Origin of the sequence: Paraburkholderia sp. NPDC080076, from assembly GCF_050281145.1 — a bacterium.
Lineage (GTDB): Bacteria > Pseudomonadota > Gammaproteobacteria > Burkholderiales > Burkholderiaceae > Paraburkholderia.
In genome coordinates this window covers 359,996-384,565 of record NZ_JBNNWQ010000009.1, presented here as the reverse complement: position 1 = coordinate 384,565, position 24,570 = coordinate 359,996, and the positions used below count along the sequence as shown (strand labels likewise).

Below are 24,570 nucleotides of genomic sequence, written 5' to 3'. Positions count from 1 at the left end.
CCGCACCGCTTCGACGCGCCCCACCGATTGCAGCTTCGAACAAGACGCGCGTCGCGTATCCCGACAAGATAGCGTTTTTTCACGCAACTCTCTCCGATGCTCGCTTCTCTCATCGCCGCTGTTTTCGTCGTGTTGTGGTCGACCGGTTTCGTGGTCGCCCGCGCGATCACGCCCTACGCGGATCCCAACCTCTTCCTGCTCGCGCGCTTCGGCGGCACGGCGCTGATATTCGCACTGGCGGCGCTGATTGCACGTGCCACGTGGCCGAGTGGCCGCGATTTGGGCAAACATCTGGTGGCGGGCGCGCTGCTGCAAGGCGTCTATCTTGGCGCCGGTTACTGGGCCGTTGCCCAGGGCCTGAGCGCCGGTGTAATGGCTTTGCTCGGCGCGCTGCAACCGCTTGCGACGGCCGCGGTCGCGGCGCCGCTGTTCGGCGAGCGGCTGTCGCGGCGCGGCTGGACCGGCATGGCACTCGGCCTCGCCGGCGTCGTGCTGGTGCTCGAACCGAAGCTGACCGCGGCCACCGCGTCGACGCCGCACGGCAGCGCGCCCGCGTGGCTGGTCGTGCTGATCTCGATCGCCGCGATCGGCGCGATTACAGCGGGCACGTTGTTTCAGAAGACTTCGCTAGCCAAGGCCGATATTCGCAGCGCGAGCGCGGTGCAGAACTTCGGCGCGGCGCTCGTCGCGGGCGTGCTTGCGCTGGCGCTCGGTGAACATCGCTGGATTGCGTCGCCCGCGTTGTGGGGATCGCTGGCGTGGGGGATCGTGATGCTCTCCGGCGTCAGCGTCACATTGCTGGTGTGGATGGTCAGGCGCGGCGACGCGGCGCGCGCGACCGCGCTGATGTTTCTCGCTCCGCCGCTTGCCGCGCTTCAGGGGTATGTGGGGTTCGGTGAGACGCTGGTGCCGTTGCAGATCGCCGGGTTTGTCGTTGCGTTGCTGGGGGTGTTGCTGGCGCGCTCGTGATGGGTGGCGCGCTCCTGGTGACCAGCACGGCTTGTTGAGGGGCGCGCTCGCGAGCAGCCGCCCGGTCTTGTGAGCGGCGCGCTCGCGACGAACCACGCAAATTAGATTAACGACGCGCTCGCGATAAACGGCGCGGTCGCGCCAAGCAACCCGCTCGCTACGAACCGCGCCGACGCGAATCAATCCGCCGTGTCCGCTCCGGCCGGTACTTTGGCGCGCGCTTTGCCGCCGGGCGCGGACGCCCACGCTGGGCGGCTCTTGCGCGCCGAATCCACCACGGCGATATAACGCCCTGCCCACGGCGTCACCTGTCGATCGCTTTTCAACACCCACAGCGATTTACCCGACTCGACGAGCGCCTCATATTCGGCATCGAGAATGCCGTAGTGATCGATAAACGAATTGAGCGACGCGGGAATGCGCACGCAACCCTTCGAATGACGAATGCCGAGCAGCGATTCCAGGCGGTCGGGGTCGGTGGCGTGCATCTGGAAGCGCATCTGCGACATGCCGCCCTTGCCCCAGCCGCGCTCGCCCTGGGCCCAGCCGAGGTCGTAGATCCGCATGTCACGCTTGCCGTAGCCGCGGATATGGTTTTCGTTCTGCGTGCCTTCCGAACGGAAATCCATATTGGCCGGCGTGTGTTCGAACACGCCGAGCGGCGTGATGAAATGGTCGTACTCGCCCGGCCGCCCCGTCGAAACCGGCGACGCGCCGATCATCTGCCAGGTGTCGGCCGGCGCGGCGCGAAAATAGATGAAGAGCGCCTGCACGTTGGCGTTGCGATCGACCAGCACGACGTACTCGCCCGACAGATCGCCGAGCATGTGCGCGCCGAGCGCGGCTTGCAGCCGATTGGCATAGGCTCGCTGATCCGCCGCAGGCACTTTCAGCTTGCGCGTCACGTTCTGCGCGAACACGTCCCGCAGCACGAACGCGCGACGCGGATCGACCACGCCGGCGGCATCGGGCATCGCGACAGCCGACGCATTGACGGCGGGCGCTGGACGGTTCGCTGGCTTTGGCGCCGATGCGGCAACGGGTGCCGAGGCCGCGATCGCCGCACCGCATGACAACATGCAAAAAGCGGCACTCAACGCACCCGTCAAACGGCGAAAGGAAGACACAGTGCGCGCGATGCTCCGCACGGAAAGTCGATACGACATACACGACACGTCGCGCGGACGATTGACCGGCGCGAAAGTGAGACGGTCCAGTACAGGCTGGCCAAGCCGGTTGCGGTGGTTCATCGCGTGTTTGAGCAAACCTGATTATTATTGACTGCTCGCCGGCTCATGCGGCGCTCTCGGAACGAGGATGTTACTAAGCACATTGCGATCTGTCGATGAACATTGGACGATTCATTGATATCGCCTCAACAACCGGGCACCTTTGCCGATCAACGCGGCAAATGAAAAGCGGCGCCAGGGTAAATTGAACCCACGCCGGTAACGGTTCGACATTTGCGCGAGCGCGCAAGGAGCAAAGAGGAATCATGACGCAACAGGATCCAGTCGTACGCCAGGCAAGCATCTCTGAAGAAATGCACATCAGCGCCGAGTTCGACGCTGCACATGAAATCGAGCGCCGGGTCGCTTTTCTCGCGAACTATCTACGCAGCAGCGGCCTGAAAACGTATGTGCTCGGGATCAGCGGCGGCGTCGATTCGACGACTACCGGCCGGCTTGCGCAACTCGCGGTCGAACGGTTGCGCGCCGAACATTACGACGCGCACTTCGTTGCAATACGTCTGCCTTACGGTGAACAGAAAGACGAAGCCGACGCGCAACAGGCCTTGCGCTTTATTCGCGCGGACGAAAATCTCGCCATCGATATCAAGCCCGCGGCCGATGCCATGCTCGCCGCGCTGGACCATAGCGGCGTGCTATACAAGGACGAATCGCAACAGGACTTCGTGCACGGCAATATCAAGGCGCGGCAGCGCATGATCGCGCAATACGCGGTGGCCGGTGCGCGGGCCGGCGTGGTCATCGGTACGGATCATGCGGCGGAGTCGGTAATGGGCTTCTTCACGAAGTTCGGCGACGGTGGCGCCGATGTGCTGCCGCTCGCCGGGCTCAACAAGCGTCGCGTGCGCGCCGTGGCCAAAGCGCTGGGCGCACCGGAAGCATTAGCGCACAAGGTGCCGACCGCGGACCTCGAAATGTTGCGTCCGCAACGGCCCGATGAGGATGCCTACGGCATTCCCTACGATGCCATCGATGATTTTCTGGAGCGCAAACCCGTGAGCGATGCCGCACGCGCGACCATCTTGCGTTTTTACGAAGTCACGCGTCACAAGCGGGCGTTGCCGTACACGCCGTTCGATTGGCCGGTGCAGGCAAGCGGAGATTGAGGAAGATACGGGTGCGCAGATGATGCGCCGAGGTCGGCGCATCGGCGATGCGCGAGCTTAGGCACGCTCGTGTCACGCGCCGCATCCAGGGTGAATCGACAACAGCGTCAGGTTACTGAGCCGCCGGCGGTTCGTCGGTGAAGAGATCGGCGCTGGCCTCCAGCGTCTGGCCGCCCAACTGCTTGCCGTGAATTTGCCGCGCGATCACTTCGCCCACATAGGGCACCTCGGCGTCCAGCTCGACCGTGGCGTACGCGCTGGGCTTGCCGGCGTCGACCACCTCGATGTTTTTCGCGTAATGCCCAAGTTCGTGCTTGAGAAATTCCCGCACTTCCTGCTCGCTGCACGATTCCGCGATATTGCGCACGATCAGGTTCATGCGGCCTACCCTCTGCGCGCGTTGCGGCCTGTGCCGCGATCCGCGGACCGCACGCGCACGGGGCGCAATGCGGCACGCTGTTTCGCCTGCGCGGCAGCAAGCTGACGGATCAATGCAGCGCCAGCGGCGCCCAAAGCGGCTAATGACAAATAGAAGGCGATCATTTAATTCTCCCCTGCGAATTTCGTCCTGTACTCAGGATAGCCACAATCGACAATAAAAGCGACGCAACACAGTGTCGTCAAAAAACGGACTTAAATATCTCCGTTAATGCACTGTACCTGAATAAGCGGCGTCAAAAATAGCAAAACAGCTGTTCATTTCCCGCTACAGGCCCGGCAAACGCGTCGAACGCGGACGCTGAACGCGAAAACCGGGCCGCGACATGCATCGCCACGGCATCCTGCGGGGGACCTGCGCAAAAGGCGGACTGGTCGTTGCGATCAGTCTGCCGTTTGCACGTTGGCCGAACTCACCCACCATGCGTTCTTGCCCTGCGGCAGCTGAACCAGCACCGCGGACGGATCGTCGACGCCATCGTCGGCGACTTCGCATACCGCGAGACCGTCGGGCAGGCGCTTCACCTCGCCGGCCGACTGAAACAGCGCAACACGTTGCGCACTCAACGGCCGCAGTTGGCGGTACACGTCGAAGCTGATGGCCGCGGGCACATCGCCGCGGATCTTCAGCGTGTCGGCCTGGCCGCAGCGTACAGGCTCCGCGGCGAACACGGCGGTGCTGCCGAACAGGCAGCCGATGGAAAGCGCCATGGCGGCAAAACGTGAATGGATCATGATGATTCTCCGAAAACTAGATGGGGCCACGGCCTGCGAGTTGCAAGCCGCGCGACTGAATAGATGCGAATGAACGAAGCAGGCCACAGACGAGGCAGCCGGCTTCATGGCGGGTTGTCGCGTCCGGCTCCGTGGCCATTGTCGCCACCGGTGGCCACGTCGAGCCGGCTTATGTTGCAAGACGTTTGACCGAAGCCCGAATAAACCACCGACCAGTTGCCGACGATCGCGGCTTGCGCTTCGGCGAGACTCAGCTTGCCTTCGCACACGCAGCGCTTGAGCATGACCGCCGCGCGGGCCTTGCGGCGCTCGCCCTGGTGGCCCGCCCACGGCAGAAGATCGAGATTGGCGGGAGCGTCCGGCGAACCGCCGAGCACGATGGGCACACGCCGGTCGAGCGCGAAGGCAGCGCCGCTGTCCGCGTCGATGCCGCGCGCGGCGAGCATGCGGTCTTTGTGCGCCATCAGTGCGTCGAACGGCGGCGCAACCGTATCCGCGTAACCAGGGCGGCAAATCGTGTCCCCCACCGATTGCTGCGTCACACGTTCGTCGAGCATGCCGACGTCTTGCGCGCGGGCGTCGCCCATGCGCAACGCGAGCAGCGCCGTAAAGCCGAGCGCGAGCGCAAGGCGCCTATTGCCGAGGGGACGCGCAACGCCGCACCGGCGCGCGAGCGCTGGCGGAGCCGTGTCATACGTACTGCTGGTCGGGTCGCTGGAATGGTCGGCGCGACGCCTGTCTGCAATGCCTGCGTTCATTCTTCGGCGCGCCGGGAGCGGCACGCAATAGTTCAATTCGCAGACCAATTAAAACACATTCAATATGCTTAAGTAAAAAAGCCTGCCTGTGCGCGCCGCGCGCATAGGCCGCATTCGGCGGATTTCACAGGCTGCGGGAACCGGCGACGCCACCACTCGCGCGTCGCCCATCCCAATCCCCGCTGGCGCCCTCTGTCCACTGACCCCGCGATCCCAGGCATTCCACACGCGTCACGTCCGCAACGCGACGCGTCAATGCGCCGCTACTTCGGCACACGAGCCTGCAAAGCGCGGATACGGAGCAGCGCCTGCGTGTTGGACACCGTCGTGTCGTACATCTTCGCGAGATCGGCCTTCAGCGCGGTGCGCGACCCGCCGTCGAGATAGACCATATGCCCCGACGGATAAAAGCGCGCCGACAGGTTCTGCCGGACCTGCTGACTGAGCAACGGCATCTGCTGCAGATCGAGCACGGTCTGATAAAACGGCGTCACGAAATCGAAGAAGCCGTTCGCCGACAGCACCTTCAGATCGGGATTGAGCGCCATCACGGCGGCCAGGTCGCCGGCTGTGTACAGAATGACGTTGCCCTTCGAATCGACGCCCTTCTGCGCGCCGGTCGGATCGATGTGACTGAAGTCCCAGTACTGGAAGGCCTGGTCGTTCAGATCCGTGAACGACGAGTTCGACGTGTACTTCAACTGCTCGTTCAGATACACGTTCCACATCGTCGTGTAGACGCCGGTGACCGCGGTCATGGTCGGGTCGTTGCCGCCGGAATTCGGGTCGATCTTGCCGGCAATGCCCGTGCCGATCGCCGTAACGCGGCCGTCGTACTCGCCGAGCGCGAGACCTTTTGATTTCAGCAGCGTGGTCAGGAAGAGCGAATTGCCCCGGCTGTCGTACGACGCGATATCCAGACTCCACGCAAGCAAGGTCGTCTTGTCGATGCCGGTGTATTCGCTGAGCTTTTCGACCGTTGCCGTGTCGGTGGTCGGAAATTTGCGCAACGCGGCCAGATAGTCGGTGCGCGCGAACTGCGCCACTTCTTCGGCGAACGTGCCGAGATCGGTGGGCCGCGGCGCGATGCCGAGCTTCTTGTGATACCACGCGTCCGCGGCCGCCGTGGGCAGTGCGCCGACCGGATTGCCGGCCTGCGTGTAATCGAGAATCGACGATTGCAGCGTAATGCCGTTCAAATCCACGCCGTCTTCGTGCAAGCGGTACGCCAGCACGCAACTGCGCGCCGTGCCATAGGACTCGCCGAACAGGTACTTCGGCGAATTCCAGCGGTTGTTCCTGGTCAGGAAGCGCTTGATGAACTGCTTGATCGAATCCGCGTCCTGGTCGACGCCCCAGAAGTCGCGGTTCTTCTTCGGCGCGATCGCTGCCGAGTAGCCGGTGCCGACCGGGTTGATGAAGACGAGGTCGCTCTTGTCGAGCAGGCTGTCCGGATTGTCTTCCATCGAATACGGCGCGGGCGGCGTGAAGCTCGGCATCGACGTCTTGATGCGACGCGGCGCGAACGAGCCCAGCAGCACGAACACCGACGACGACCCAGGCCCGCCGTTATAGAAGAAAGTCACCGGCCGCGCTTCTTCCTTCTGGTTGTCCTGCGTGAACGCCACGTAGAACATCCGGGCTTCCGGCTGTGAACTGCTCGGGTCGACGATGACGAGGTGGCCCGCCGTCGCCGTGTAGTTGATCTTGTGCCCGCCGATGGTGACCGAGTGATGCGTGATCGCGGCACTTTCATCGGTTGCCGTGACGGAATCGTCCGGCCCATTGCCGTAGGCGACCGGATCGAAGAACGGCTGGTCGCCGGCTTTGTGCGGCGCGCTGGCGGGCGCGGGCTTGCCCGCTGGTGCGCCAGAAGCATGGGAATTGTGCGACGGCTGCGGACTAACAGAAGCTGACTCGGTATTCGTCATGATCGCTCCATGGGTTCGTTCACGTCTTCGTTCACGTCTTTATGTCGCCCCAAAGGACTTCCTTCGGGGCGTGTCCTGCAGACTATAGTGCGGCCGCCACCTTCTGACCATTGGGACTGCCGAGCCCCGTGCAGGCATCCCAGCCCGCGGATGCCGCGAAACTGCCGTTGTTGCCTTGCGTGATGTCGTTGCACGCGCCGCTCGCCTTGTACAGCTTGGGGTTGATGAAGCCGGCCGGCTGCCCCTTCGCCGCATTGATGCGCGCGATCAGCGCGGCCCACAGCGGCGCGACCGCGCTGGTGCCGCCGACCACAGTCTGCGTACCGTCGATCAATACACTGTAGCCGGTCACGGGCGATGCGTCGCCCGCCACGTCCGGCACGCCGCGCCCGCCGAGCGCCTTCTTGCCGCCGCTCGTCGAGGTGGCGGACAGGCCCTTCTGCCACACGGGCACCGGGAAGGCCTGGCTCACGCCGCCGCCGGTCGCACCACCCTGCGCGCCGTCGTTCCACACCGCCTCGTGCGAGATCGAAGTGCCCGACGCAGTGAGGCTCGTGCCGCCGCAGGCCAGCACATACGGGCTCGACGCCGGGAAGTCGACCTGGTCGCCGCTGCCCGCGCCGTCGCTCGAGCCGCTGTCGCCCGACGCCGCGCAGACCGTCACGCCGAGGGTCGCCGCCGACTGCAGCACGCTGTTGAAGGCTTGCAACGACTGGCTGGTCCAGTTCGACTCCGGGCCGCCCCAACTGATCGAAATCACCGACGGCTTGTTGGTCGTGTCGTGCACCGCGCGGCTCACCGCGTCGATGAAACCGGCGTCGCTGTTCTGCGTGAAATACACCGCGATCGTCGCGCCGGGCGCGATCGCGCCGACGATTTCGATGTCGAGCGTGACTTCGCCGTCCGGCCCGTTCGGGTCGCCCGTCGGCTGGTTGCTGCCCTGGTCGACGCCGACCGATTTCACCTTGGGCGATGCGACGCCGAGGCTCGCGAAGTAGGATTTGAGATCGCTGGTGTTATAGCCACCGCCCAGTTCGATGATGCCGACGCACTGACCGCCCCCGTCACCTTGCGGAAAGTGGTAGAGCGATGCGAGTTGCGGCGGCGTGAACGAAACCTGATGACCGCGGGCGGCCTGGAACGGCGGCCGGATGCGAAAGTGCGGACGCGCCTGCGGGCGGTCGTCGAGGCCGAGTACGGCTTGCACTACGCCGTGCAGATCGTCGGGCACGCTGATCGTGCCGGTGCGGCCGCGGAACTGGCCGGTCGAGTGATGTTCGTAGTGTTCCAGCTTGACGGCGAACGCGTCCTGGAACTGGGCAATCGTGCCGCTCAGCAGCACCGTGCGCGCGGCCGGATCTTCACGCACCACCGTCAGGCCGTGTGCGGTGGCGAAGGCCTTGACCTTGGCGATGTCGTCGGGCGCGGCGCCGTAATCTTTGGCGAGCGTCTCGCGCGACAGCGGCTTGACGCTGGGGTCGCCGGCTTCGATCTTGCTCATCAGCGCGTCGAACTGCGCCTGCTGCTGACGCCGCAACATGACGAATACTTCGATGCGCTCCGCCGGATCGCATTGCCCTACGACTTTCGAACCCTGTTCCACTCTGCGTTCGCTGCCAGGCAGCGGGTGCTTATTGACCATGGTGTCGATTCTCCGGTTAGCGTGGCTGCGCGCTCCACGGGGTGGACGCGGCACGCCACGCGCCTGCACAACCTCATTGCCTAAGGCCGGCGGCAAGTTTGCTGATCAAGGACGTCAAACCGTCCGACCAATCCATTCAAACACAGTTCCGGCGCGCGCGGCAGTTGTCCGAATGGCTAACGTCGTGTCGCGTCGCTGCGCATCCTGCATCGCTCGCGCTATGATGCTGCAGCGGCAATCCAGCCGCTACGTTGCCTCGCGCGCCATCCGCGCGCACGATCAAAAGAATCAGAGGAAGCCCCATGTCAATTTCGATGTATCAAGCATCACTGCCCGTGTTGATCCGCGGCCTGACGAACCTGCAGGTCATTCTGGGCAAAGCCGAAGCGCACGCCGCCGCGAAGCAGATCGAGCCGTCGGTGTTCACCACCGGCAGGCTCGCGCCGGACATGCTGCCGCTGACGCGCCAGGTCTATATCGCCAGCGACACCGCGAAGGGCTGCGCCGCGCGTCTGGCCGGCGTCGAAGCGCCGAAGTACGAAGATGTCGAACAGACTTTCGAAGAATTGATTGGCCGCCTTAAAAAGACGATCGAGTATCTGAAGGAATTCAATGCGAAGCAGATCGACGGCTCGGAAGAACGCGCGATCACGCTGAAGATGCGCACGGGCCCGGTCGAGTTCACGGGCCAGTCGTATCTGCTCGGTTTCGTGCTGCCGAACTTCTATTTTCACGTCACGACGGCGTACGACATTCTGCGTCACAACGGCGTCGAACTCGGCAAGCTCGACTATCTCGGCGGCATCAAGTAAAGGGCGTGCCTGCGTGGCTTTGACGGTTGCGCAGATAAGGCAATGAGCGCTCAAAGAAAGATGCACGTTGGGGTGCGCAAAGACCCACGCCCCGGCCAGCTCAAACGCGCGGCTGGAATGCGATGATCGCCATGCCGGCCAGCGTAAAGGCCACGCCGGCGGCGTCCCACAGCGTGGGCCGCACCTTGTCGACGCACCATAGCCAGGCAATCGCCACCGCCACATACACACCGCCGTAAGCCGCATATACGCGGCCTGCGGCGGTGCCGTGCAAGGTCAGCAGCCAGGCGAACAGCGCGAGGCTGAGCGCGCCCGGCACCAGCAGCCAGATCGAACCGCCCTCTTTCAACCACCGCCACGGCAAATAGCAACCGACGATTTCAGCAATGGCGGTCACGGCATAAAGCAGAAAGGTTTTCATTGAGAGTGAAAGCGAGTGATTGTGATGCCACGACTAAGCTGTGGCTCTCTATTGGCTTTATTAACACAATCACTTTGCGTGCGGGCATGGCGCATGCGAGAGTCCTCGCATTTACTTTAATTGCCCTTCGCCATGAGCATCGCGTCACCCTGCATCGACATCTGCAAGTTCGACAGCAAAACCGGCTTCTGCATCGGCTGCCTGCGCACCCGCGACGAATGTAAAAGCTGGAAGAAGATGAAAGACAAGCACCGCAAGAAAATCATCGAGGACCGCTCGCGGCGTGAGCACAAGCTGAGCAAGTAGGCGGCCCCTCTTGTGCGGTTGGGCGCGTGGCGGTCCGATAACGCGCCACGTAATACCCAGCCACAGTCAGTCCAGCGAGAGCCGCAGCGCGAAGCCGATCAGCGCCGCCGAGAAGGTCCAGCGCTGCAGCGCTTGCGCGAGCGGATGGGCCCGCATCCAGCCGGCAATCCGCGCGGCGCCGATCGCGTACATCACGTCGAAACAGGCGCCGATTGCGAGCAGCACCAGCCCGAGTTCGACCATCTGCAAGGCTACCGGCCCCGCCTCCGGGCGCACGAACTGCGGCAGCAGCACCGAGCAGAACAGCAACGCTTTCGGGTTCAGCAGGTTGGTCAGCAGGCCTTTGACAAAGGCGGCCCCCAGCGGGCGTGACTCGATGCTCGCCGCAGCACCCGCAGGGGTCGCCGCAGTCGTGCCGTCAGGCAGCGCAAACACCGGCGAACGAAAAATCTGAATGCCCACCCACGCGAGATAAACCGCGCCGCCATAGCGCACCACGTCGTACATCCAGGGCGCGCTGCGCAACAGCGTGGCCACCCCGCATGCCGAGAGCGTGACGTGCGTCGCGCGCGCGAGACCGAGGCCGCCGGCGGCCGCGAAACCGCTGCGCACGCCGCGTCCGATACTGGTTTGCAGCACCAGCGCCATATCCGGTCCGGGCACGGCATAGACGACGAAAAGGGCTGCGATATACACGGCCAGCAAGTGTGCGGAAATCATGAAATTCTCCTGTTTTCAAGGCTCTATCTTGCTATCGCCGGTGGAGGGTTTGCTGGCGAATTACCAGCTTCTCGACTTCATGTTTGGAGGAATGCGCTAACATTACGGCTTATGCCTATGCTTTCCTCCAAACCGAAATCAGCACCTGAGCCATGACGACCGACCTCGATAAAACAGACCGCGCGATCCTCGCCGCGCTGCAGAAAGATGGCCGCATGTCGAACGCGCGGCTGGCCGAAACGGTCGGCCTGAGCGAAACGCCCTGCGCGCGCCGTCTCAAGCGCCTCGAAAACGACGGCTATATCGACCAGTACCGCGCGATGCTGTCACGCTCCGCGCTCGGCTTCGGCGTGGTGGCATTTGTCTACGTGCGTTTTGCCGTGCACGACCGCGCGGTGGCGACGCGCTTCGAGCGCGAGGTGCAGGCCATTGCGCGAATCCTCACGTGTCACAACGTGTCGGGCAGCGCCGATTACATCCTGCAGGTGGTGGCACGCGACCTCGACGACTACGGAACCTTTATGCGCGACGAGATGCGCAGCCTGCCTGGCGTGACATCGGTGGAATCGGCGCTATCGTTGCGCGAAATTAAGGCTAATGGCGGCTTGCCGCTGTCCTGAACGCGAACGTGGCATAGTCACGCCTTTGAAAACGGCGCGAGCCGACCAGACGAATACGGAGTTCTCATGGATCACGAACAGGCGCGAGCCGAAGAAACCGCGGCGATGCAGCGCGTATTGACCGCGACGCAGCGGGTGCAGTCGGCGTTCGCGTCGCTGCAATCGCAATTCCCGCCGGCCGGCAGCGGCAAGCCATCGCAGTTCGCGCTGCAAACATTCGACGCCGCGCTGCAGGAACTCGAAGACGCGCAAGCCGCGTTCGACGAACTGCTTGGCGATCTGCTCGACGGCAATCGTTAAGACGCCTCGAAGCGCGCTCTGCCCGTGTAGCGACGGCGAAGCGCGCCCGAAGTTCGGCTCCATACGCTGGGCACGCTCGCTTGTACCCGCGAGTCACGAACACGCGCTGCAACCGCATCCTGCTTTTGCAAGCGCAGTCGCCGGATCAGACCGAGTTGCACATGGAACCCGGCCCGCGATATGAGCCGCAACCGCTCCGCGCCAGCGACGAAAAACACACCATTCATTTGCCTTTCTTTTCTATCGAAACTGAAAGACAAGACACCTCCGGCAACCACAACGTGGCCTAGCCCACGCCCCATCAAAGAATATTTGCTTCGTTTAACGAAGCATGTTGACTTCCGCTTGCCGGAGTGCCTAAAATTCGCCGTCTTCACAAACGGGGCCCATGCCTTGGACACCAGCAGTAGTCGACTTTCGAACAGCTTCACTGCCTGACCGGCCCGACGCCCGCGCTCTCTTTTCTTAGCCGCCGTCTTGCCAGCAGGCAGACGGTGCGCGCCGCAGTAACTCTCTCCGTGCACCTTGATTAGCGCCATCCGGCCGCGCCGTGCTTGCGCACGTGCGTCTCACCGAATGGCATTGCGTTGCGAGCCTCGGCTCGCAACAGCGTTCGCTCGCGCCGTTTCGATTCGCTCGAAACGGCGCGGCCGGGCGCGTGGACAAACACGTGCGTACTGAACGCCGATAAGGAGCCGCCATGGACAGTGACAGTTATCCCATATGCCGCTTAGGTGCCGCTCAGTCACGACCGGGCAGGCACGCAAAGCTTTATTTGCCTAAGGAAAGCGAGTAGACGTCCTTTCGCCGTGCGCCCGATGCGCCGCGCTCCGTGTCTGCTGGCTTTCCGCAATCCGCGTCAAGCCATACGCCCGGAGAAATAACATGTACTTCGCCATCCTCGTACCGACCCTGCAGCAAACCCACACCCACAGCGACGCCGCTCTCGCACTGCACGGCATCAAGCCGCACTGGCTCGCCGCATCCTGGGAACGCCTCAAGGCGCTCGCGTCGCGCCGCGCTTCACAGCACGCTCCACAGCACGCTACGCATTCCGTTTCGCACACCGCTTCGTAACTACGCACGCCCAGCTCAGCGCGCCTTCGCGATCCGCCCGCGCCGCCGTCGTCCGACCGCGCACACCCAGCGAATCCCGAAGGCGCCCCGCTCAATCCAATCAAACCTACTCAGGCGGCTAGCATGTCCACTCCAATCAACGTCTCACCACCGCGCAGCGCCGTTCTCGACGACGCGCACCTCGGCGACATCAAAGGCGCGCTCGGCACCATCGCCCATCACGACACGGGTGCGCGCAACAGCTGGTGGGCCCGCGTGCGCACGCTGCTTGCGATTCTCGGGCCCGGCCTCATCGTGATGGTCGGCGATAACGATGCCGGCGCCTTCGGCACCTACACGCAAGCGGGACAGAACTACGGCACGACCCTGTTGTGGACCATGCTGCTGCTCGTGCCCGTGCTGTTCGTCAATCAGGAAATGGTGCTGCGTCTGGGCGCCGTGACCGGCGTCGGTCACGCACGGCTGATCTTCGAGCGCTTCGGCAAGTTCTGGGGCGCCTTCAGCGTCGTGGATCTGTTCATCCTGAACGCGCTCACGATCGTGACCGAGTTCATCGGCATTACGTTCGTGCTTCAGTTCTTCGGCATTTCGAAAGTGGCCGGCGTTTGCATCGCGGCGGCGGTAACGATGGCCGCGGTCAGCACGGGCAACTTCCGGCGCTTCGAACGCTTCGCCGTGGTGCTGTGTCTGATGAGCCTGTTGCTGGTGCCCGTGCTGGTGTCGATTCATCCGCCGGCCGGCCAGATGGCGCACGACTTTCTGATTCCGGGCTGGCCCGCCCACTCGAAACTAAGCGACGTGATGCTGCTCGTGATCGGCATTGTCGGCACCACCGTCGCGCCGTGGCAGTTGTTTTTCCAGCAGAGCTACATCGTCGACAAGCGCATCACGCCGCGCTTCATGAAGTACGAAAAAGCCGACCTGTGGATCGGTATCGTCTTCGTGATGATCGGCGCCGTGGCCATGATCTCGTTCTGCGCGGCGCTCTACGCGGGCAAACCGGAATCCGGCAATTTCACCGACGCCGGCGGCGTGATCGCCGACCTCGAAAGATATGCCGGCCGCACGCCCGCCGTACTCTTCGCCGTGGCGCTGCTCGACGCATGCATCATCGGCGCGGCGGCGGTGTCGCTGTCCACCGCCTACGCGATCGGCGACGTCTTCAAGATTCGCCACTCGCTGCATCGCGGCGTGTCGGACGCGAAGGGCTTCTACCTCGTCTATTTCGGCATCGTGGCGGCCGCGGCGACGCTCGTGCTGATTCCGGGCAGCCCGCTCGGCCTTCTGACGGAAGCAGTGCAAACGCTCGCCGGCGTGCTGCTGCCGAGCGCGACCGTGTTTCTGCTGCTGTTGTGCAACGACCGCGCGGTCCTCGGACCGTGGGTCAACTCGAAGAAGCTCAACGTCTTTACAGGCGCAGTGGTCTGGGTGCTCGTCATGCTATCCATCATTCTCACGGCATCGGTGATGTATCCGGACATCACGGGCGAAGCGATTCTTGAAGTGCTCTCAGGCGGCACATTGATGGCCGTGGCAGGCTATGCGGCCACCGTCGTGGTCCGCAAGCTACGGCGGGAATCAGAAAACTCCGCGGCTCACGAAAGCGAGTTCAGGTTGTCGAAGGAACCACGCGCAAACTGGCGCATGCCGCCTCTGGAGGAACTGCCGGCGCCGCAATTGACGATGTCCAAGCGTGTCTGGATGGGCGTGTTGCGCGGCTATCTGATCGTGGCGGTCGCGCTGGTGATCGTGAAGGTCGTACAGATGACGCTGCTGCATTGAATGGATAGCGCCCAGCCGCAGCGCGCTTCGGCGAGCGGCGGCCAGAACGCCTCGTTCAATGCGTATCCGTTTCGATGACCGGCTCGCAGAGAATCGGAAAGTTGACCGAGTTCGCGATATAGCACTTCTCGTGCGCCACGTGATGCAGGTGCGCGGCGAGTTCGGCATCGCCGCCCGCGCGAATCACGACATGCGGACGCAGAACGATCTGTGAAAAACGGCCTTGCTTCGGATCGTCGAGCATGGTGCCTTCGGCGTTGTCGCGATACGCGGTCACTGCGATGCCGGCATCCGCGCATAGATGCAGATACCAGAGTTTGTGGCAGGCGCTGGCCGAGGCGACCAGCAGATCTTCCGGATTCCAGCGCCCGGCGTCGCCGAGAAAGGCCGCATCCGATGAGCCTGGAATCTCGGGCTTGTTGCCCGCGACAATCACATGCTCGCGCCCGTAGTCGCGATAACCGGAAGTGCCGCTTCCGCGATTGCCGGTCCACTGAACCGAGACCTTGTATTTGTGCTCCCCGTACGCCATGCCCATCTCCTTGCCGTCGAACCGGATCCGCTTGCCGAGGCGTGCATTTTATACGCGGCCATCACGCGATGGACGCGCGCAGCTTGCTGACTAATTCCGCGCCGGCATGCCCTTGCCGGCGAGATTCGGCACGCGCGGGTCCGGATTCATGTTCAGGCTCGTGCCGTTTGCCCGCATGGTGTTGAGCGCGGGACCGGCCCCCGCGCCGCCCATCGTGCCGACGCCCGGTGTCGGACTCGTGCCGGCTCCCGTCCCCAGCCCCGCACCTGCCGCGGCGCCCATGTTATTGATCCCGCTGGACTGCACGCCATTCATGCCACCCGCGCCGGCATTGCCCGGCAGGCCGACGGACTGCCCATATGCCGCCGCGGCGACACCCATCACGAGTGCCGACACCACGATACTGCCCTTTACGATCTTCATAGCCCACTCCGTTACATCGTCGAATTGCGCGGCCGCGGTGTCCGCATTGCCGGCCGCTCAAATAGTATGACGACGCCCGACCCGCTTCGTTCACCGCCGCCAGATCAGAACTCGGCGAACGATGCGCGATAATCGACGGCTTTCTTCACAGACTGCACCGATGACACAACCCGCCTTCGCCCCCTTTCAGGATCTGGCCCGAACTCTCCTGCCGCACGCTTACGACGACAACGGCGACGGTTCGCACGACACCTCGCATCTGCAACGCGTCTGGAAAAACGCCGCGGCCATTCAGGCGGAAGAAGGCGGCGATGCGCAGGTGCTGTTCGCCGCCACGTTGCTGCACGATTGCGTCGCGGTCGAAAAAAACTCGCCGCTGCGCGCGCAGGCGTCGCGCCTGTCGGCGGAAAAAGCGGCACGCGTGCTGGCCTCGCTCGGCTGGCCGCGAGCGCAAGTCGAGGCCACGGCGCACGCGATCGAGGCGCACAGTTTTTCAGCCGCCGTCACGCCGACCACGCTCGAAGCGAAAACGCTGCAGGACGCCGACCGGCTCGACGCGCTCGGCATGCTGGGCGTGGCGCGCTGCTTCTACGTCGCAGGGCGGATGGGCCGCGCCTTGTACGATCCGGCCGATCCGCACGCAACGCGGCGTCCACTGGACGACACGCGCTACACGCTCGACCATTTCCACACCAAGCTGCTGAAACTCTCGGCGGGTTTTCAAACGACGACCGGCGCGCGTCTGGCGAGCCTGCGCCATGACCGCCTGCAACGTTTCCTCGACGAATTCAGCGACGAAATCTGAACGTGTAACCGGACGCGCGAAGTTGTACAAATCCTTACAAAGGAGCACGCGACCCGTGTCCACCGGGCGCACTTTCGCGGCGTTATTGCAAGCACCTACCCGCGGAGTCCGCCATGAACACGAACCTCACTACCAGCCAAGCGCAACGCAGCCGTATTCATCCGCTGGTTGCCGGCGCGGCTGTCGCCGTCATCCTGGCGAGCGCAACCGGCATCGCCGCGATGACCGGCCTGCTGCCGACTTCGCATGCCGTCACCGAACCGGCGCTGCCGGTCACGGCGGCGGCGCCGCAGATCGCCAGCGCGCCGATCGCGGCGCCGCAACCGGCTCCGGTTCAGCAGACCGCGCAGCAAGCCGCCCCTGCCCGGCCGCCGGTTCATCACCCGCGCCGCGCAAACCCGGTGGCCGCGCCGAACTACGCAAACAATCAGGGCTACCAGGCACCTTATGACGCCGCGACACCGCGGCCGGTCGCCGCCGATCCGTACGCGGGCGAAGTCGTCGCCATCAATACGGTGCAGGCGCCCGAGCCGACCACGGGGCTCGGCGCGCTGGGCGGAGCGGTAGCGGGCGGGCTGGTCGGCAATCAGATCGGCGGCGGCCGCGGCAAGATTCTCACGACGATTGCGGGCGCGGTCGGCGGCGGACTCGCCGGCAACGGCATCGAGCACGCGGTGCGCAAGCAGACCACTTACGAAGTCCAGGTCCGCATGCAGGACGGCAGCTATCGCAACTTCAGCTACCCGACGCAACCGGCCGTGCAGATCGGCGAACGCGTTCACGTCTCCGGCGATTCGCTTAGCGCTTCGTGAACATGCGAGCGGTCCCCAAAAAGGAATAAGACGGCTCCCTCGCGCGTTATGATCAATCGTTACGCCAGAACGGCTGATCGCGCACGATGGAGCACGCCTACATCCACCTCCTGCATCTGTTAGCCGGTCATCCCGGCTGGACGCTGACGGTCGTCTTCCTGGCGGCCTTTCTGGAGTCTCTCGCCGTCATCGGCACTTTCGTTCCGGGCAGCACCGCGATGTTCCTCGCCGGCGCGCTGGTCGGCACCGGCTCCCTGAGCCTGGGCTGGGCACTGGTGTGGGCGATCGCGGGCGCCATCGCCGGCGACGGCATGAGCTTCTGGATCGGCAGCCGCTACAAGCACCGGATCGTCCAGTTCTGGCCGTTCCGCAAACATCCCGAACTGCTCGAGGCAGGTCACCGCTTCTTCCGCAAACATGGCGCGAAGAGCGTCGTGCTGGCGCGTTTCATCGGCCCCTTGCGGGCGATCGTGCCGGTGGTGGCGGGCATGCTGGGCATGTCGCCGCTGCGCTTCTACGCGATGAACGTGCTGTCCGCGCTGATCTGGGCGCCCGCCCATATCCTGCCGGGCATGATATTCGGTGCCTCGGTGCTGCTGGCCGGCGCGGTATCGTTCCGGCTCGTCGTGATCATCGCGCTGCTGGTGGGGATCGTCTGGCTGAGCTTTCGCGCCGCGCGTTTTCTGCTCTCGCACGCCAATGCATGGTCGGGCGCGGCGGGCCGCCAGCTCGGGAGTTGGGCGTGCCGGCATCCGGGGCCGTTCGGCCGGTTCGCGCGCAGGATGCTCGACCCCAGCACACCCGACGCCAGCAGCATCCTGCTGACGTCGCTGGTCGTGCTCGTGTCGGGCGCGCTTTTTTTCGGCGTGCTCGACGACGTCATCAGCGGCGATCCGCTGACGCAAGTGGACCTCTCCGTCTATCACTTCCTGCAATCGGTACGCACGCCCTGGAGCGACACCGTGCTTGCGGGACTCTCGACGCTCGGCAGCAGCCTCACGCTCGCGGCGCTGGTCGTGACGGTCGCGGTGTGGATGCTGCTGGAGCGGCGCTGGCGCACCATCGGCTACTGGCTGGCGGCTGTGGTGTTTTCCCAATTGCTGATCTTCGCGCTGCAGTTCGCGATGCGCCGCGCGCCGCCCAATGAGCTGATGGCCGGCGCCTATGTGTTTCCGAGCAATCACGTCGCCGCGACCGTCATCGTGTACGGCTTTCTCGCGTTTCTGCTGGCGCGCCGGGTCGGCCGGCTGGAGGGCGTGCTGGTGGCGGCCGCGAGTGCGATCGTGGTGATCGTGGTCGCGCTCGCGGGACTGTACTTCGGCAGGTACTGGGTGTCGGATGCGATCGGCGGCGCCGCGCTCGCGTACATCTGGGTGGCGATCGTTGCGTTGACAGCGATGTGGCGGCACCCGGAAGCACCGCCTGAACGCGCGTTCATGCCCGTCGTGGTGCTGGCGGTCGTGCTGGTCAGCGTGGGCGTGCAGATCGGCTTCAACATGCCCACCCCGCCGCCGGATAGCGCGCTGCGTCCGTCGCCCGTGCTGGTTACGCAATCGGAATGGACACTGTCCCTGTGGAAGCGCCTGCCGTGCTACCGCTCGGATATGGGCGGCGACCGCAAGGAGCCGCTCACGCTGCAGTGGGTCTCGAACCTCGATTCGATCCGCGGACAGTTGCGCGCTCAAGGGTGGGTCGAGGGCACGGACGTCTCGGCGCACAGCCTGCTCTCGCTGGCCTCGCCCAACGTGGCCGCGGTGTCGCTGCCGGTCTTGCCGAAACTCAACAACGGCGTGCCGTCCTCGGTGGTCTTCATGCGTCCGGGCGACTCGCGCGACGAACGCGATGTGCTGCGTTTCTGGCCCAGCGGTTACGCGGTGGGCAACGGCACGTCCATCACGCCGCTATGGGTCGGGGCTTTCGCGCACGAACGGCTGTCCCGGCCGTCGTGGCCCATCAATATTCTGCGGGTCGACAGGGAGATGACCTCGTTCGATGCGCACGAGAAGTCGAGTGCGGGCCTGGGCGCGGCGCTCGTCGCCCGGGTCAGTTGCCATGGCGTGCCGGTGTCCTTGCTCGCCTCGCCGATGGAGTGAGCGCGTTCGCTGCTCCCGCGGAGAAATCCTTCTGCACTCAATCAGTTATCTCGCTTGGCCAGGACTTGTCCACAGGGTTGCGAACATTTTCTGTGGATAAGGTCTGCGCACGCGGCGGACCTGGAACGATCCGCCGTCGGATCCATCGCCGGCGACGGATCAGGCTTGCGCCCGCTCATTGCCATCCGCCGTTCGGCAGGCGGCCGTGATATGGCGTGTCGCGGCAATGGCCCCACGGGCCCAGCCAGTAGCCGGGAGGGCAAGCGTAGGTCGAGACCGGCGGCGCTGCATAGATCACCGGACGCGGCGCGACATAGACCGGCGGCGCGTAATGGCAATGGCCCCAGGTACCGCGCCAGCCGTTCGGACCGCAGCCCTGGGCCGCGTGAGCGGTATTCACCACAAGAGCGGACGCGGCCATGACGGCGACGGCCAATGCCGAACGAAGTGTTGACATGATGATTCTCCTTCACCCTGGTTGTTTTTGATAAGCGTTGTTTTCGATGAGCGTCGTTTTCGTGTGCTGCAGGACGCATGATCGGCTTCAAGAGTTAGGTGAAAGTGAGCACTCGGACGACGCTCGTCCGCGGGTCGATCGGCATCGACGTCGAGATGATTTGCCCGGCGAACGAATGACATTGGCTGCCAGTCATCTCCACTTGACTCGCGCTGAAAATTTAGGCAATATCTTTCCACTGTAAACATATCGGCATTTGGCTTCGCATGGCCGTCATGCGTAGTCCGCATTACGCGAAACGCACGGCCGGCTGCCATCACGCGAACCTCCCCCAACTCTGGAGTCCACGATGAATCTCTTGCTGAGCTTTGCCCCGTTTCTAGCCTTTGCGGTGATCGAACGCCTTGCCGGCGCGCAGGCGGGACTGCTTGCCGGTGCGCTCGTCGCCGCCGCGCTGCTGGTGCGCGATCTCGTAACCCCCGCTCGCCACGTCAAGCTGCTGGAAGCCGGTACCGTCCTGCTATTTGGGGCGCTGGCCATCTATGCGCTGACCAGTGACGTGCACTGGTCGATCGCCGCTGTGCGGCTGCGTGTCGATGCAGGGCTTGCGCTGATCGTGCTGGCGTCGATCGCATTGCGGCGGCCATTCACGCTGCAATACGCACGCGAGACAGTCGATCGCGAGCAGTGGAACAGCGAGCGTTTCATCCACGTCAACTATGTGATCAGCGCCGCCTGGGCGCTCGCGTTCGGCATGCTGGTGCTCGCGGACATCGCGATGGTTTATGCGCCGGCGCTGCCCCATTCGGTGGGCGTGATGGCGACCGTGGCCGCGCTGGTCGCCGCGGTCAAGTTCACGTCGTGGTATCCGGAACAGCGCGCGGCCGGGCAGGCAACACGCTAGCAATGGCGTTTGGCGGCCCTGCGCTTCACCATCGCAGGGCTCGGAACATCGACTAATTTCACGCTAATTCACGAGGCTCACGATGACTCTATCCCGCACGGAAAGACCCCTTCGGCTCTCCGCAGATGCGGTTCGATCATCACGAGGATTAGCATCATGGACACGCAAACCGCCCTTTCCACCCAGTCCGACGACACCGCCAACGCAACCGCTGACGCAGCCGGCGCAGCGCTGGAGCCGCCGCTATCGAACGAAGATCTGCTGCCGTTCTATCTGCTCGCCATGGCCGGCGCTTATTGACGACGACACAGCGAGCCGCCACACCGCGTTATGTGGCGTCTCGATCCGCCACCTGCGCCAGCAGGATTTCGGCACGCCACGAGTCCCGGCCTCTCATCGCTGCGCACGCAGCGAAGTCTTCGAATCGTCCCACATCCACGCTTGCGTCGGCACGCACAAACCCCCTCACTCGTTCGACCAGATCGGCACTGCGGATCATGCCGGCGCGCGTGCGTCGGTTATCATTCAATCGCTCGCCTGTCGTGGCACTGCCACGCACCCCGCGAGCTGCGAGCCAGGCACAACCTGACTGCTGCCGACAGGACGATCATGAGAATTCTCCTCGTTGAAGACGATTTGCAGATTGGCCAAAGTCTGCTGCGTGCACTCAAGGACGCCGACTATAGCGTCGACTGGGTCAGGGACGGCATCGCCGGGCGCGACGCCATGGCCAACGCCGAATACACCGTCGTGCTGCTCGATCTGGGCTTGCCCGGCATGAGCGGCATCGAGCTGCTGAAGTCGTCGCGCGCGGCCGGCAACGCGGTCCCGGTGTTGATCCTGACCGCCCGCGACGATCTCGATTCGCGCGTACAGGGTCTCGATGTCGGCGCCGACGATTACCTGCTCAAGCCTTTCGACGTCCCCGAACTGCTCGCCCGCATCCGTGCAGTGATCCGCCGCAAGGCCGGCTACGCGTCGTCGCGTCTCGGCGACGAGTCGCTCAGCCTCGATCTCGACAAACGCACGCTGACCTGCAACGGCACCACGACCGTACTCTCCGCACGCGAGTTCGCGCTAATGCTCGCGTTTCTCGAACGTCCCGGCACGATCCTGTCGCGCGAACAACTCGAAGACCGCTTGTACGGCTGGGGCAAAGAGGTCGAAAGCAACGCGGTGGATGTGCTGATCCATTCGGTGCGCAAGAAGTTCGGGCTCACCGTGATTCGCAACGTGCGAGGTCTCGGCTGGACCGTCATGCTCGGCGAAGCCGGCAAAGGACCGGCTTCATGACACGCCTGCGCAGTCTCATCGCGGCGACTTCGCTGCTGGCGCTATTCGGCGCCACGCAGGCCGCGCTCGTCGAAGCGAAAACCGTCCACTACGCGAACGAAAAGGCCTGCCCGGTCGTTGCCGATCGCCCGGATCACAAGCCATCGATTCGTGAGCAGATCGCGCATACGGTGAACGGCGACATCGCGTACTACCGCTTCGGCCGCGGCACGCCGATCGTGCTGCAAACCGGCTTTCGCGCGACGATGGCCGAATGGGACGCCGCCTTTCTGACCGATCTCGCCAGGCGGCACGAAGTGATCGTCTTCGACAACCGCGGCATCGGCCGCTCCGAACCGGCGGCATCCAGCTTTTCCGCACGGGACATGACACTCGACGCCGCCGCGCTGATCGACACGCTGCACCTCTCCGACGTCACCTTCGTCGGCTGGTCGATGGGCGGCGCCATTGCCCAGCAACTCGCGTTCGACCCGCCGCTCGCCGTGCGGCGCATCGTCCTCATGAGCGCGCCCGCGCCGGGGTCGCTCGGCGTGCCGGTGACGCCCGACGTCGAAGCCACCCTGTCCGGCAAGCCGGGCACCAGCTTCATGGATGTCATGCGGGTCCTGTTTCCGCCCACTGCGGTGGACGCAGCGCAACGGTGCTTCCGTAAGAATATGTTCCAGCCGGCCGGTTACCAGCCGCCCGCCATTTCGGCGACGGTGACCGAAGGCCAGTCCGCACTGCTGCATGACTGGGCCGGCGACGAGGCCGCCGCGGCAGCGCTGAAAAACGTGCGCCTCGCTACCCTGGTCCTCACGGGCGCCGACGATCAGGTCTTGCCGAAGCAGAACTCGGAAGCGCTCGCCGAGCAGATTCCGCATGCGCAACTGCTCGTCGTGCGTTCGGCGGGCCACGCGATGATGTATCAATACCCGCAGGCGCTCGCCGCCGCGATCAACGCGTTCATCGCAAGGTCGCGCCCGCCCAGCAGCGGCAAATAAATCGCGAAGCCTCGCCTAGCGCCGCGCGCGCTTCCGGCACGAACGGCGCGAAGCACTGCCACGCGTGCGGCATTGCATGCCATTGTGCGAACTCCACTGCATTGCCTGCGCGTTGCAGTCTTGCCGCGAGCTCGCGCGCGTCGGTGCTCAACGCCTCGGCGTCACTGGTCTGCACGTGAATGGGCGGCAAACCATGCAGCTTCGCGCGCGCGGGCGACGCCAGCGGCTCGAAGCGCCTGACGTTGCGCAGATACATGTCGGCGGCCGCTTCCATCGCGGTGCGGTTCATCGACAACGCGTTATGGCTCGCGCGCCAGATCGTCGTCAGGTCCGCCCAAGGCGAGAACAGCACGGCCCCGGCGGGCAGCGGCTCGCCCGCGTCGCGCAGCGCCACCAGCGCGGCGAGCGCGAGCCCGGCGCCCGCCGAGTCGCCGGCGAACACGATCGAACTCGGCGCGATGCGGCGCGCCAGCAGCGCCCGATAGGCGCGCAGGGTGTCCTCCAGCGCGGCGGGAAACGGATGTTCCGGCGCGAGGCTGTAGTCCAGCGCGAACACCGCCGATTGCGTCGAGTGGGCCAGTTCGACGGTCAACGCACGATGCGTCGCGGGGGAGCCGAAGTAGTACGCGCCGCCGTGCAGGTATAGCACCACTGTTTCTTCCGATTCCTGTGAAGCGCCGGGCGAACGAATCCATTCGCCCTTCAGTTCTGCATCGGCGTGACGGCGCACGCGCGGATAAAGGCATGCCGCGGCGAGCCGGCCAGGCAAGGTGTAGCGATGCGCGCGCAATCGCAGCGCGTGCACGTCGGGCGCCGGGCGGCGGCTCGAACTGAAGTGCAGCGCCATCACCAGCGGAATCGCGCGTCGCACCCAGGCGGCCTGCCAGCTTTCGGCACGCGGTCGCGTAAGCGTGTCGAGCGGCACGCCATCGGTCGAGGTGGTTTGGGATTGCTGAACGTTCATGATGATCTGATGGGAAAGAAACGGCCGACGGACGCCGTGGTCAGCGCGGATTGCGCGATGCGAGCGGGGGCTGTTCGTCGTGAATTCATCGCGGATTCGACGTGCATGTGCCCCGCTTGTCCAGGTAGTCGACGCGCTCAACGCGTCGCCATTTCGGCGGAGACCTGCATCTCGGCGCGAGCCTGCTGCATCAAGGCAATCGCCCTGCCTGCATGGCCGCCCATGTCGTAGCCGTTGGCGCGCTGTGCGGCGCGCATCCGCTCGATCGCCTGCTGCGCGTTGAAATCCGCGGCTTCGATGTTCGGATGACGGCTCATGTAGTAGCCGTAGCCGTAACCATCGTCGGCGACCGCACAGCCGGATACGAGTGAAAGCGCCAGCGCGGTAGCGGCGACAAAAGCCCATTGACGTTGCTTCATGACTGATATTCCTCTTGA

28 protein-coding genes are annotated in these 24,570 nt (G+C 64.3%); 15 read left to right on the top strand and 13 right to left on the bottom strand.

Features of this window, described 5'->3' with window-relative positions:
• Positions 1 to 96 precede the first annotated feature (96 nt).
• Entirely contained in the window at positions 97 to 969 is an 873-nt protein-coding gene (locus tag ACQKRQ_RS31605; RefSeq protein WP_132382697.1) for a DMT family transporter, read from the top strand.
• Between the two features lie 179 nt (positions 970 to 1,148).
• On the opposite strand, the gene ACQKRQ_RS31600 is transcribed toward ACQKRQ_RS31605, so the two are convergent.
• Entirely contained in the window at positions 1,149 to 2,135 is a 987-nt protein-coding gene (locus tag ACQKRQ_RS31600; protein WP_427481411.1) for a L,D-transpeptidase, read from the bottom strand.
• Positions 2,136 to 2,464: 329 nt separating this feature from the next.
• Here ACQKRQ_RS31600 and nadE point away from each other — a divergent pair, with 329 nt between their 5' ends.
• A complete protein-coding gene (nadE, locus tag ACQKRQ_RS31595; RefSeq protein WP_132382693.1) occupies positions 2,465 to 3,325 on the top strand; it encodes an ammonia-dependent NAD(+) synthetase in 861 nt (286 codons plus the stop codon).
• Positions 3,326 to 3,437: 112 nt separating this feature from the next.
• Here nadE and ACQKRQ_RS31590 read toward each other — a convergent pair whose 3' ends face one another.
• The 5 genes from ACQKRQ_RS31590 to ACQKRQ_RS31570 form a co-directional block, all read right to left on the bottom strand.
• Positions 3,438 to 3,704 carry an RNA recognition motif domain-containing protein gene (locus ACQKRQ_RS31590; RefSeq protein WP_106286333.1) on the bottom strand — a complete coding sequence of 89 codons (267 nt, stop codon included), beginning with the start codon at positions 3,702 to 3,704 and terminating at the stop codon, positions 3,438 to 3,440.
• A gap of 443 nt (positions 3,705 to 4,147) precedes the next feature.
• Entirely contained in the window at positions 4,148 to 4,498 is a 351-nt protein-coding gene (locus ACQKRQ_RS31585) for a hypothetical protein (protein WP_132382691.1), read from the bottom strand.
• Positions 4,499 to 4,602: 104 nt separating this feature from the next.
• Positions 4,603 to 5,256, bottom strand: coding sequence for a hypothetical protein (locus ACQKRQ_RS31580; RefSeq protein WP_427481389.1), 654 nt, complete (start codon positions 5,254 to 5,256; stop codon positions 4,603 to 4,605).
• Positions 5,257 to 5,519: 263 nt separating this feature from the next.
• Positions 5,520 to 7,187: a S10 family peptidase gene (locus ACQKRQ_RS31575; protein ID WP_427481388.1), complete on the bottom strand. Its 1,668-nt coding sequence runs from the start codon at positions 7,185 to 7,187 to the stop codon at positions 5,520 to 5,522.
• 82 nt (positions 7,188 to 7,269) lie between these two features.
• Positions 7,270 to 8,829, bottom strand: coding sequence for a S53 family peptidase (locus ACQKRQ_RS31570; protein ID WP_427481387.1), 1,560 nt, complete (start codon positions 8,827 to 8,829; stop codon positions 7,270 to 7,272).
• Between the two features lie 302 nt (positions 8,830 to 9,131).
• Here ACQKRQ_RS31570 and ACQKRQ_RS31565 point away from each other — a divergent pair, with 302 nt between their 5' ends.
• Positions 9,132 to 9,641: a DUF1993 domain-containing protein gene (locus ACQKRQ_RS31565; RefSeq protein ID WP_132382685.1), complete on the top strand. Its 510-nt coding sequence runs from the start codon at positions 9,132 to 9,134 to the stop codon at positions 9,639 to 9,641.
• 100 nt (positions 9,642 to 9,741) lie between these two features.
• On the opposite strand, the gene ACQKRQ_RS31560 is transcribed toward ACQKRQ_RS31565, so the two are convergent.
• Positions 9,742 to 10,062 carry a YnfA family protein gene (locus ACQKRQ_RS31560; RefSeq protein ID WP_116121219.1) on the bottom strand — a complete coding sequence of 107 codons (321 nt, stop codon included), beginning with the start codon at positions 10,060 to 10,062 and terminating at the stop codon, positions 9,742 to 9,744.
• Positions 10,063 to 10,194: 132 nt separating this feature from the next.
• On the opposite strand from ACQKRQ_RS31560, the gene ACQKRQ_RS31555 reads away from it, so the two are divergent.
• Positions 10,195 to 10,368, top strand: coding sequence for a DUF1289 domain-containing protein (locus tag ACQKRQ_RS31555; protein ID WP_132382683.1), 174 nt, complete (start codon positions 10,195 to 10,197; stop codon positions 10,366 to 10,368).
• A 66-nt stretch (positions 10,369 to 10,434) separates the two neighbouring features.
• On the opposite strand, the gene ACQKRQ_RS31550 is transcribed toward ACQKRQ_RS31555, so the two are convergent.
• On the bottom strand, positions 10,435 to 11,088 hold the full coding sequence (locus tag ACQKRQ_RS31550; RefSeq protein WP_427481386.1) for a LysE family translocator: 654 nt from the start codon (positions 11,086 to 11,088) through the stop codon (positions 10,435 to 10,437).
• A 152-nt stretch (positions 11,089 to 11,240) separates the two neighbouring features.
• On the opposite strand from ACQKRQ_RS31550, the gene ACQKRQ_RS31545 reads away from it, so the two are divergent.
• The 4 genes from ACQKRQ_RS31545 to ACQKRQ_RS31530 all read left to right on the top strand — a co-directional run bounded on the left by ACQKRQ_RS31545 (position 11,241) and on the right by ACQKRQ_RS31530 (position 14,867).
• Positions 11,241 to 11,708 carry an Lrp/AsnC family transcriptional regulator gene (locus tag ACQKRQ_RS31545; RefSeq protein ID WP_408281521.1) on the top strand — a complete coding sequence of 156 codons (468 nt, stop codon included), beginning with the start codon at positions 11,241 to 11,243 and terminating at the stop codon, positions 11,706 to 11,708.
• Positions 11,709 to 11,774: 66 nt separating this feature from the next.
• Positions 11,775 to 12,008, top strand: coding sequence for a hypothetical protein (locus ACQKRQ_RS31540; RefSeq protein WP_012426650.1), 234 nt, complete (start codon positions 11,775 to 11,777; stop codon positions 12,006 to 12,008).
• Positions 12,009 to 12,893: 885 nt separating this feature from the next.
• The gene (locus tag ACQKRQ_RS31535; RefSeq protein ID WP_427481385.1) at positions 12,894 to 13,085 is read left to right on the top strand and encodes a hypothetical protein; all 192 of its coding nucleotides are present in this window, start codon (positions 12,894 to 12,896) and stop codon (positions 13,083 to 13,085) included.
• Between the two features lie 123 nt (positions 13,086 to 13,208).
• The gene (locus tag ACQKRQ_RS31530) at positions 13,209 to 14,867 is read left to right on the top strand and encodes an NRAMP family divalent metal transporter (RefSeq protein WP_427481384.1); all 1,659 of its coding nucleotides are present in this window, start codon (positions 13,209 to 13,211) and stop codon (positions 14,865 to 14,867) included.
• 55 nt (positions 14,868 to 14,922) lie between these two features.
• On the opposite strand, the gene ACQKRQ_RS31525 is transcribed toward ACQKRQ_RS31530, so the two are convergent.
• Together ACQKRQ_RS31525 and ACQKRQ_RS31520 are read right to left on the bottom strand one after the other, a co-directional pair.
• Positions 14,923 to 15,399, bottom strand: coding sequence for an OsmC family protein (locus tag ACQKRQ_RS31525; RefSeq protein WP_427481383.1), 477 nt, complete (start codon positions 15,397 to 15,399; stop codon positions 14,923 to 14,925).
• A 90-nt stretch (positions 15,400 to 15,489) separates the two neighbouring features.
• Positions 15,490 to 15,822, bottom strand: coding sequence for a hypothetical protein (locus tag ACQKRQ_RS31520; RefSeq protein ID WP_427481382.1), 333 nt, complete (start codon positions 15,820 to 15,822; stop codon positions 15,490 to 15,492).
• A 160-nt stretch (positions 15,823 to 15,982) separates the two neighbouring features.
• On the opposite strand from ACQKRQ_RS31520, the gene ACQKRQ_RS31515 reads away from it, so the two are divergent.
• The 3 genes from ACQKRQ_RS31515 (at position 15,983) to ACQKRQ_RS31505 (ending at position 19,532) form a co-directional block, all read left to right on the top strand.
• Entirely contained in the window at positions 15,983 to 16,627 is a 645-nt protein-coding gene (locus ACQKRQ_RS31515) for an HD domain-containing protein (RefSeq protein ID WP_132382667.1), read from the top strand.
• A 113-nt stretch (positions 16,628 to 16,740) separates the two neighbouring features.
• Positions 16,741 to 17,439 carry a glycine zipper 2TM domain-containing protein gene (locus tag ACQKRQ_RS31510; RefSeq protein ID WP_132382665.1) on the top strand — a complete coding sequence of 233 codons (699 nt, stop codon included), beginning with the start codon at positions 16,741 to 16,743 and terminating at the stop codon, positions 17,437 to 17,439.
• Positions 17,440 to 17,525: 86 nt separating this feature from the next.
• Entirely contained in the window at positions 17,526 to 19,532 is a 2,007-nt protein-coding gene (locus tag ACQKRQ_RS31505; protein WP_427481381.1) for a VTT domain-containing protein, read from the top strand.
• A 175-nt stretch (positions 19,533 to 19,707) separates the two neighbouring features.
• On the opposite strand, the gene ACQKRQ_RS31500 is transcribed toward ACQKRQ_RS31505, so the two are convergent.
• Entirely contained in the window at positions 19,708 to 19,989 is a 282-nt protein-coding gene (locus ACQKRQ_RS31500) for a GCG_CRPN prefix-to-repeats domain-containing protein (RefSeq protein WP_207915791.1), read from the bottom strand.
• Positions 19,990 to 20,338: 349 nt separating this feature from the next.
• On the opposite strand from ACQKRQ_RS31500, the gene ACQKRQ_RS31495 reads away from it, so the two are divergent.
• From ACQKRQ_RS31495 to ACQKRQ_RS31480, 4 genes are all read left to right on the top strand, one after another.
• The gene (locus ACQKRQ_RS31495) at positions 20,339 to 20,893 is read left to right on the top strand and encodes a hypothetical protein (protein WP_427481380.1); all 555 of its coding nucleotides are present in this window, start codon (positions 20,339 to 20,341) and stop codon (positions 20,891 to 20,893) included.
• A 156-nt stretch (positions 20,894 to 21,049) separates the two neighbouring features.
• A complete protein-coding gene (locus ACQKRQ_RS31490) occupies positions 21,050 to 21,193 on the top strand; it encodes a hypothetical protein (protein WP_427481379.1) in 144 nt (47 codons plus the stop codon).
• Between the two features lie 309 nt (positions 21,194 to 21,502).
• Entirely contained in the window at positions 21,503 to 22,186 is a 684-nt protein-coding gene (locus tag ACQKRQ_RS31485) for a response regulator transcription factor (protein WP_342960036.1), read from the top strand.
• The gene (locus tag ACQKRQ_RS31480; RefSeq protein WP_132382657.1) at positions 22,183 to 23,169 is read left to right on the top strand and encodes an alpha/beta fold hydrolase; all 987 of its coding nucleotides are present in this window, start codon (positions 22,183 to 22,185) and stop codon (positions 23,167 to 23,169) included. The genes ACQKRQ_RS31485 and ACQKRQ_RS31480 overlap by 4 nt, the downstream gene beginning before the upstream one ends.
• On the opposite strand, the gene ACQKRQ_RS31475 is transcribed toward ACQKRQ_RS31480, so the two are convergent.
• Both ACQKRQ_RS31475 and ACQKRQ_RS31470 read right to left on the bottom strand, forming a co-directional pair.
• Positions 23,132 to 24,133, bottom strand: a complete 1,002-nt coding sequence (locus ACQKRQ_RS31475; protein WP_427481378.1) for an alpha/beta hydrolase — start codon at positions 24,131 to 24,133, stop codon at positions 23,132 to 23,134. The genes ACQKRQ_RS31480 and ACQKRQ_RS31475 overlap by 38 nt on opposite strands.
• A gap of 137 nt (positions 24,134 to 24,270) precedes the next feature.
• Positions 24,271 to 24,552 (bottom strand): hypothetical protein, encoded by a 282-nt coding sequence (locus ACQKRQ_RS31470; protein ID WP_132382653.1) that lies wholly within the window; start codon positions 24,550 to 24,552, stop codon positions 24,271 to 24,273.
• Between the last annotated feature and the right edge of the window lie 18 nt (positions 24,553 to 24,570).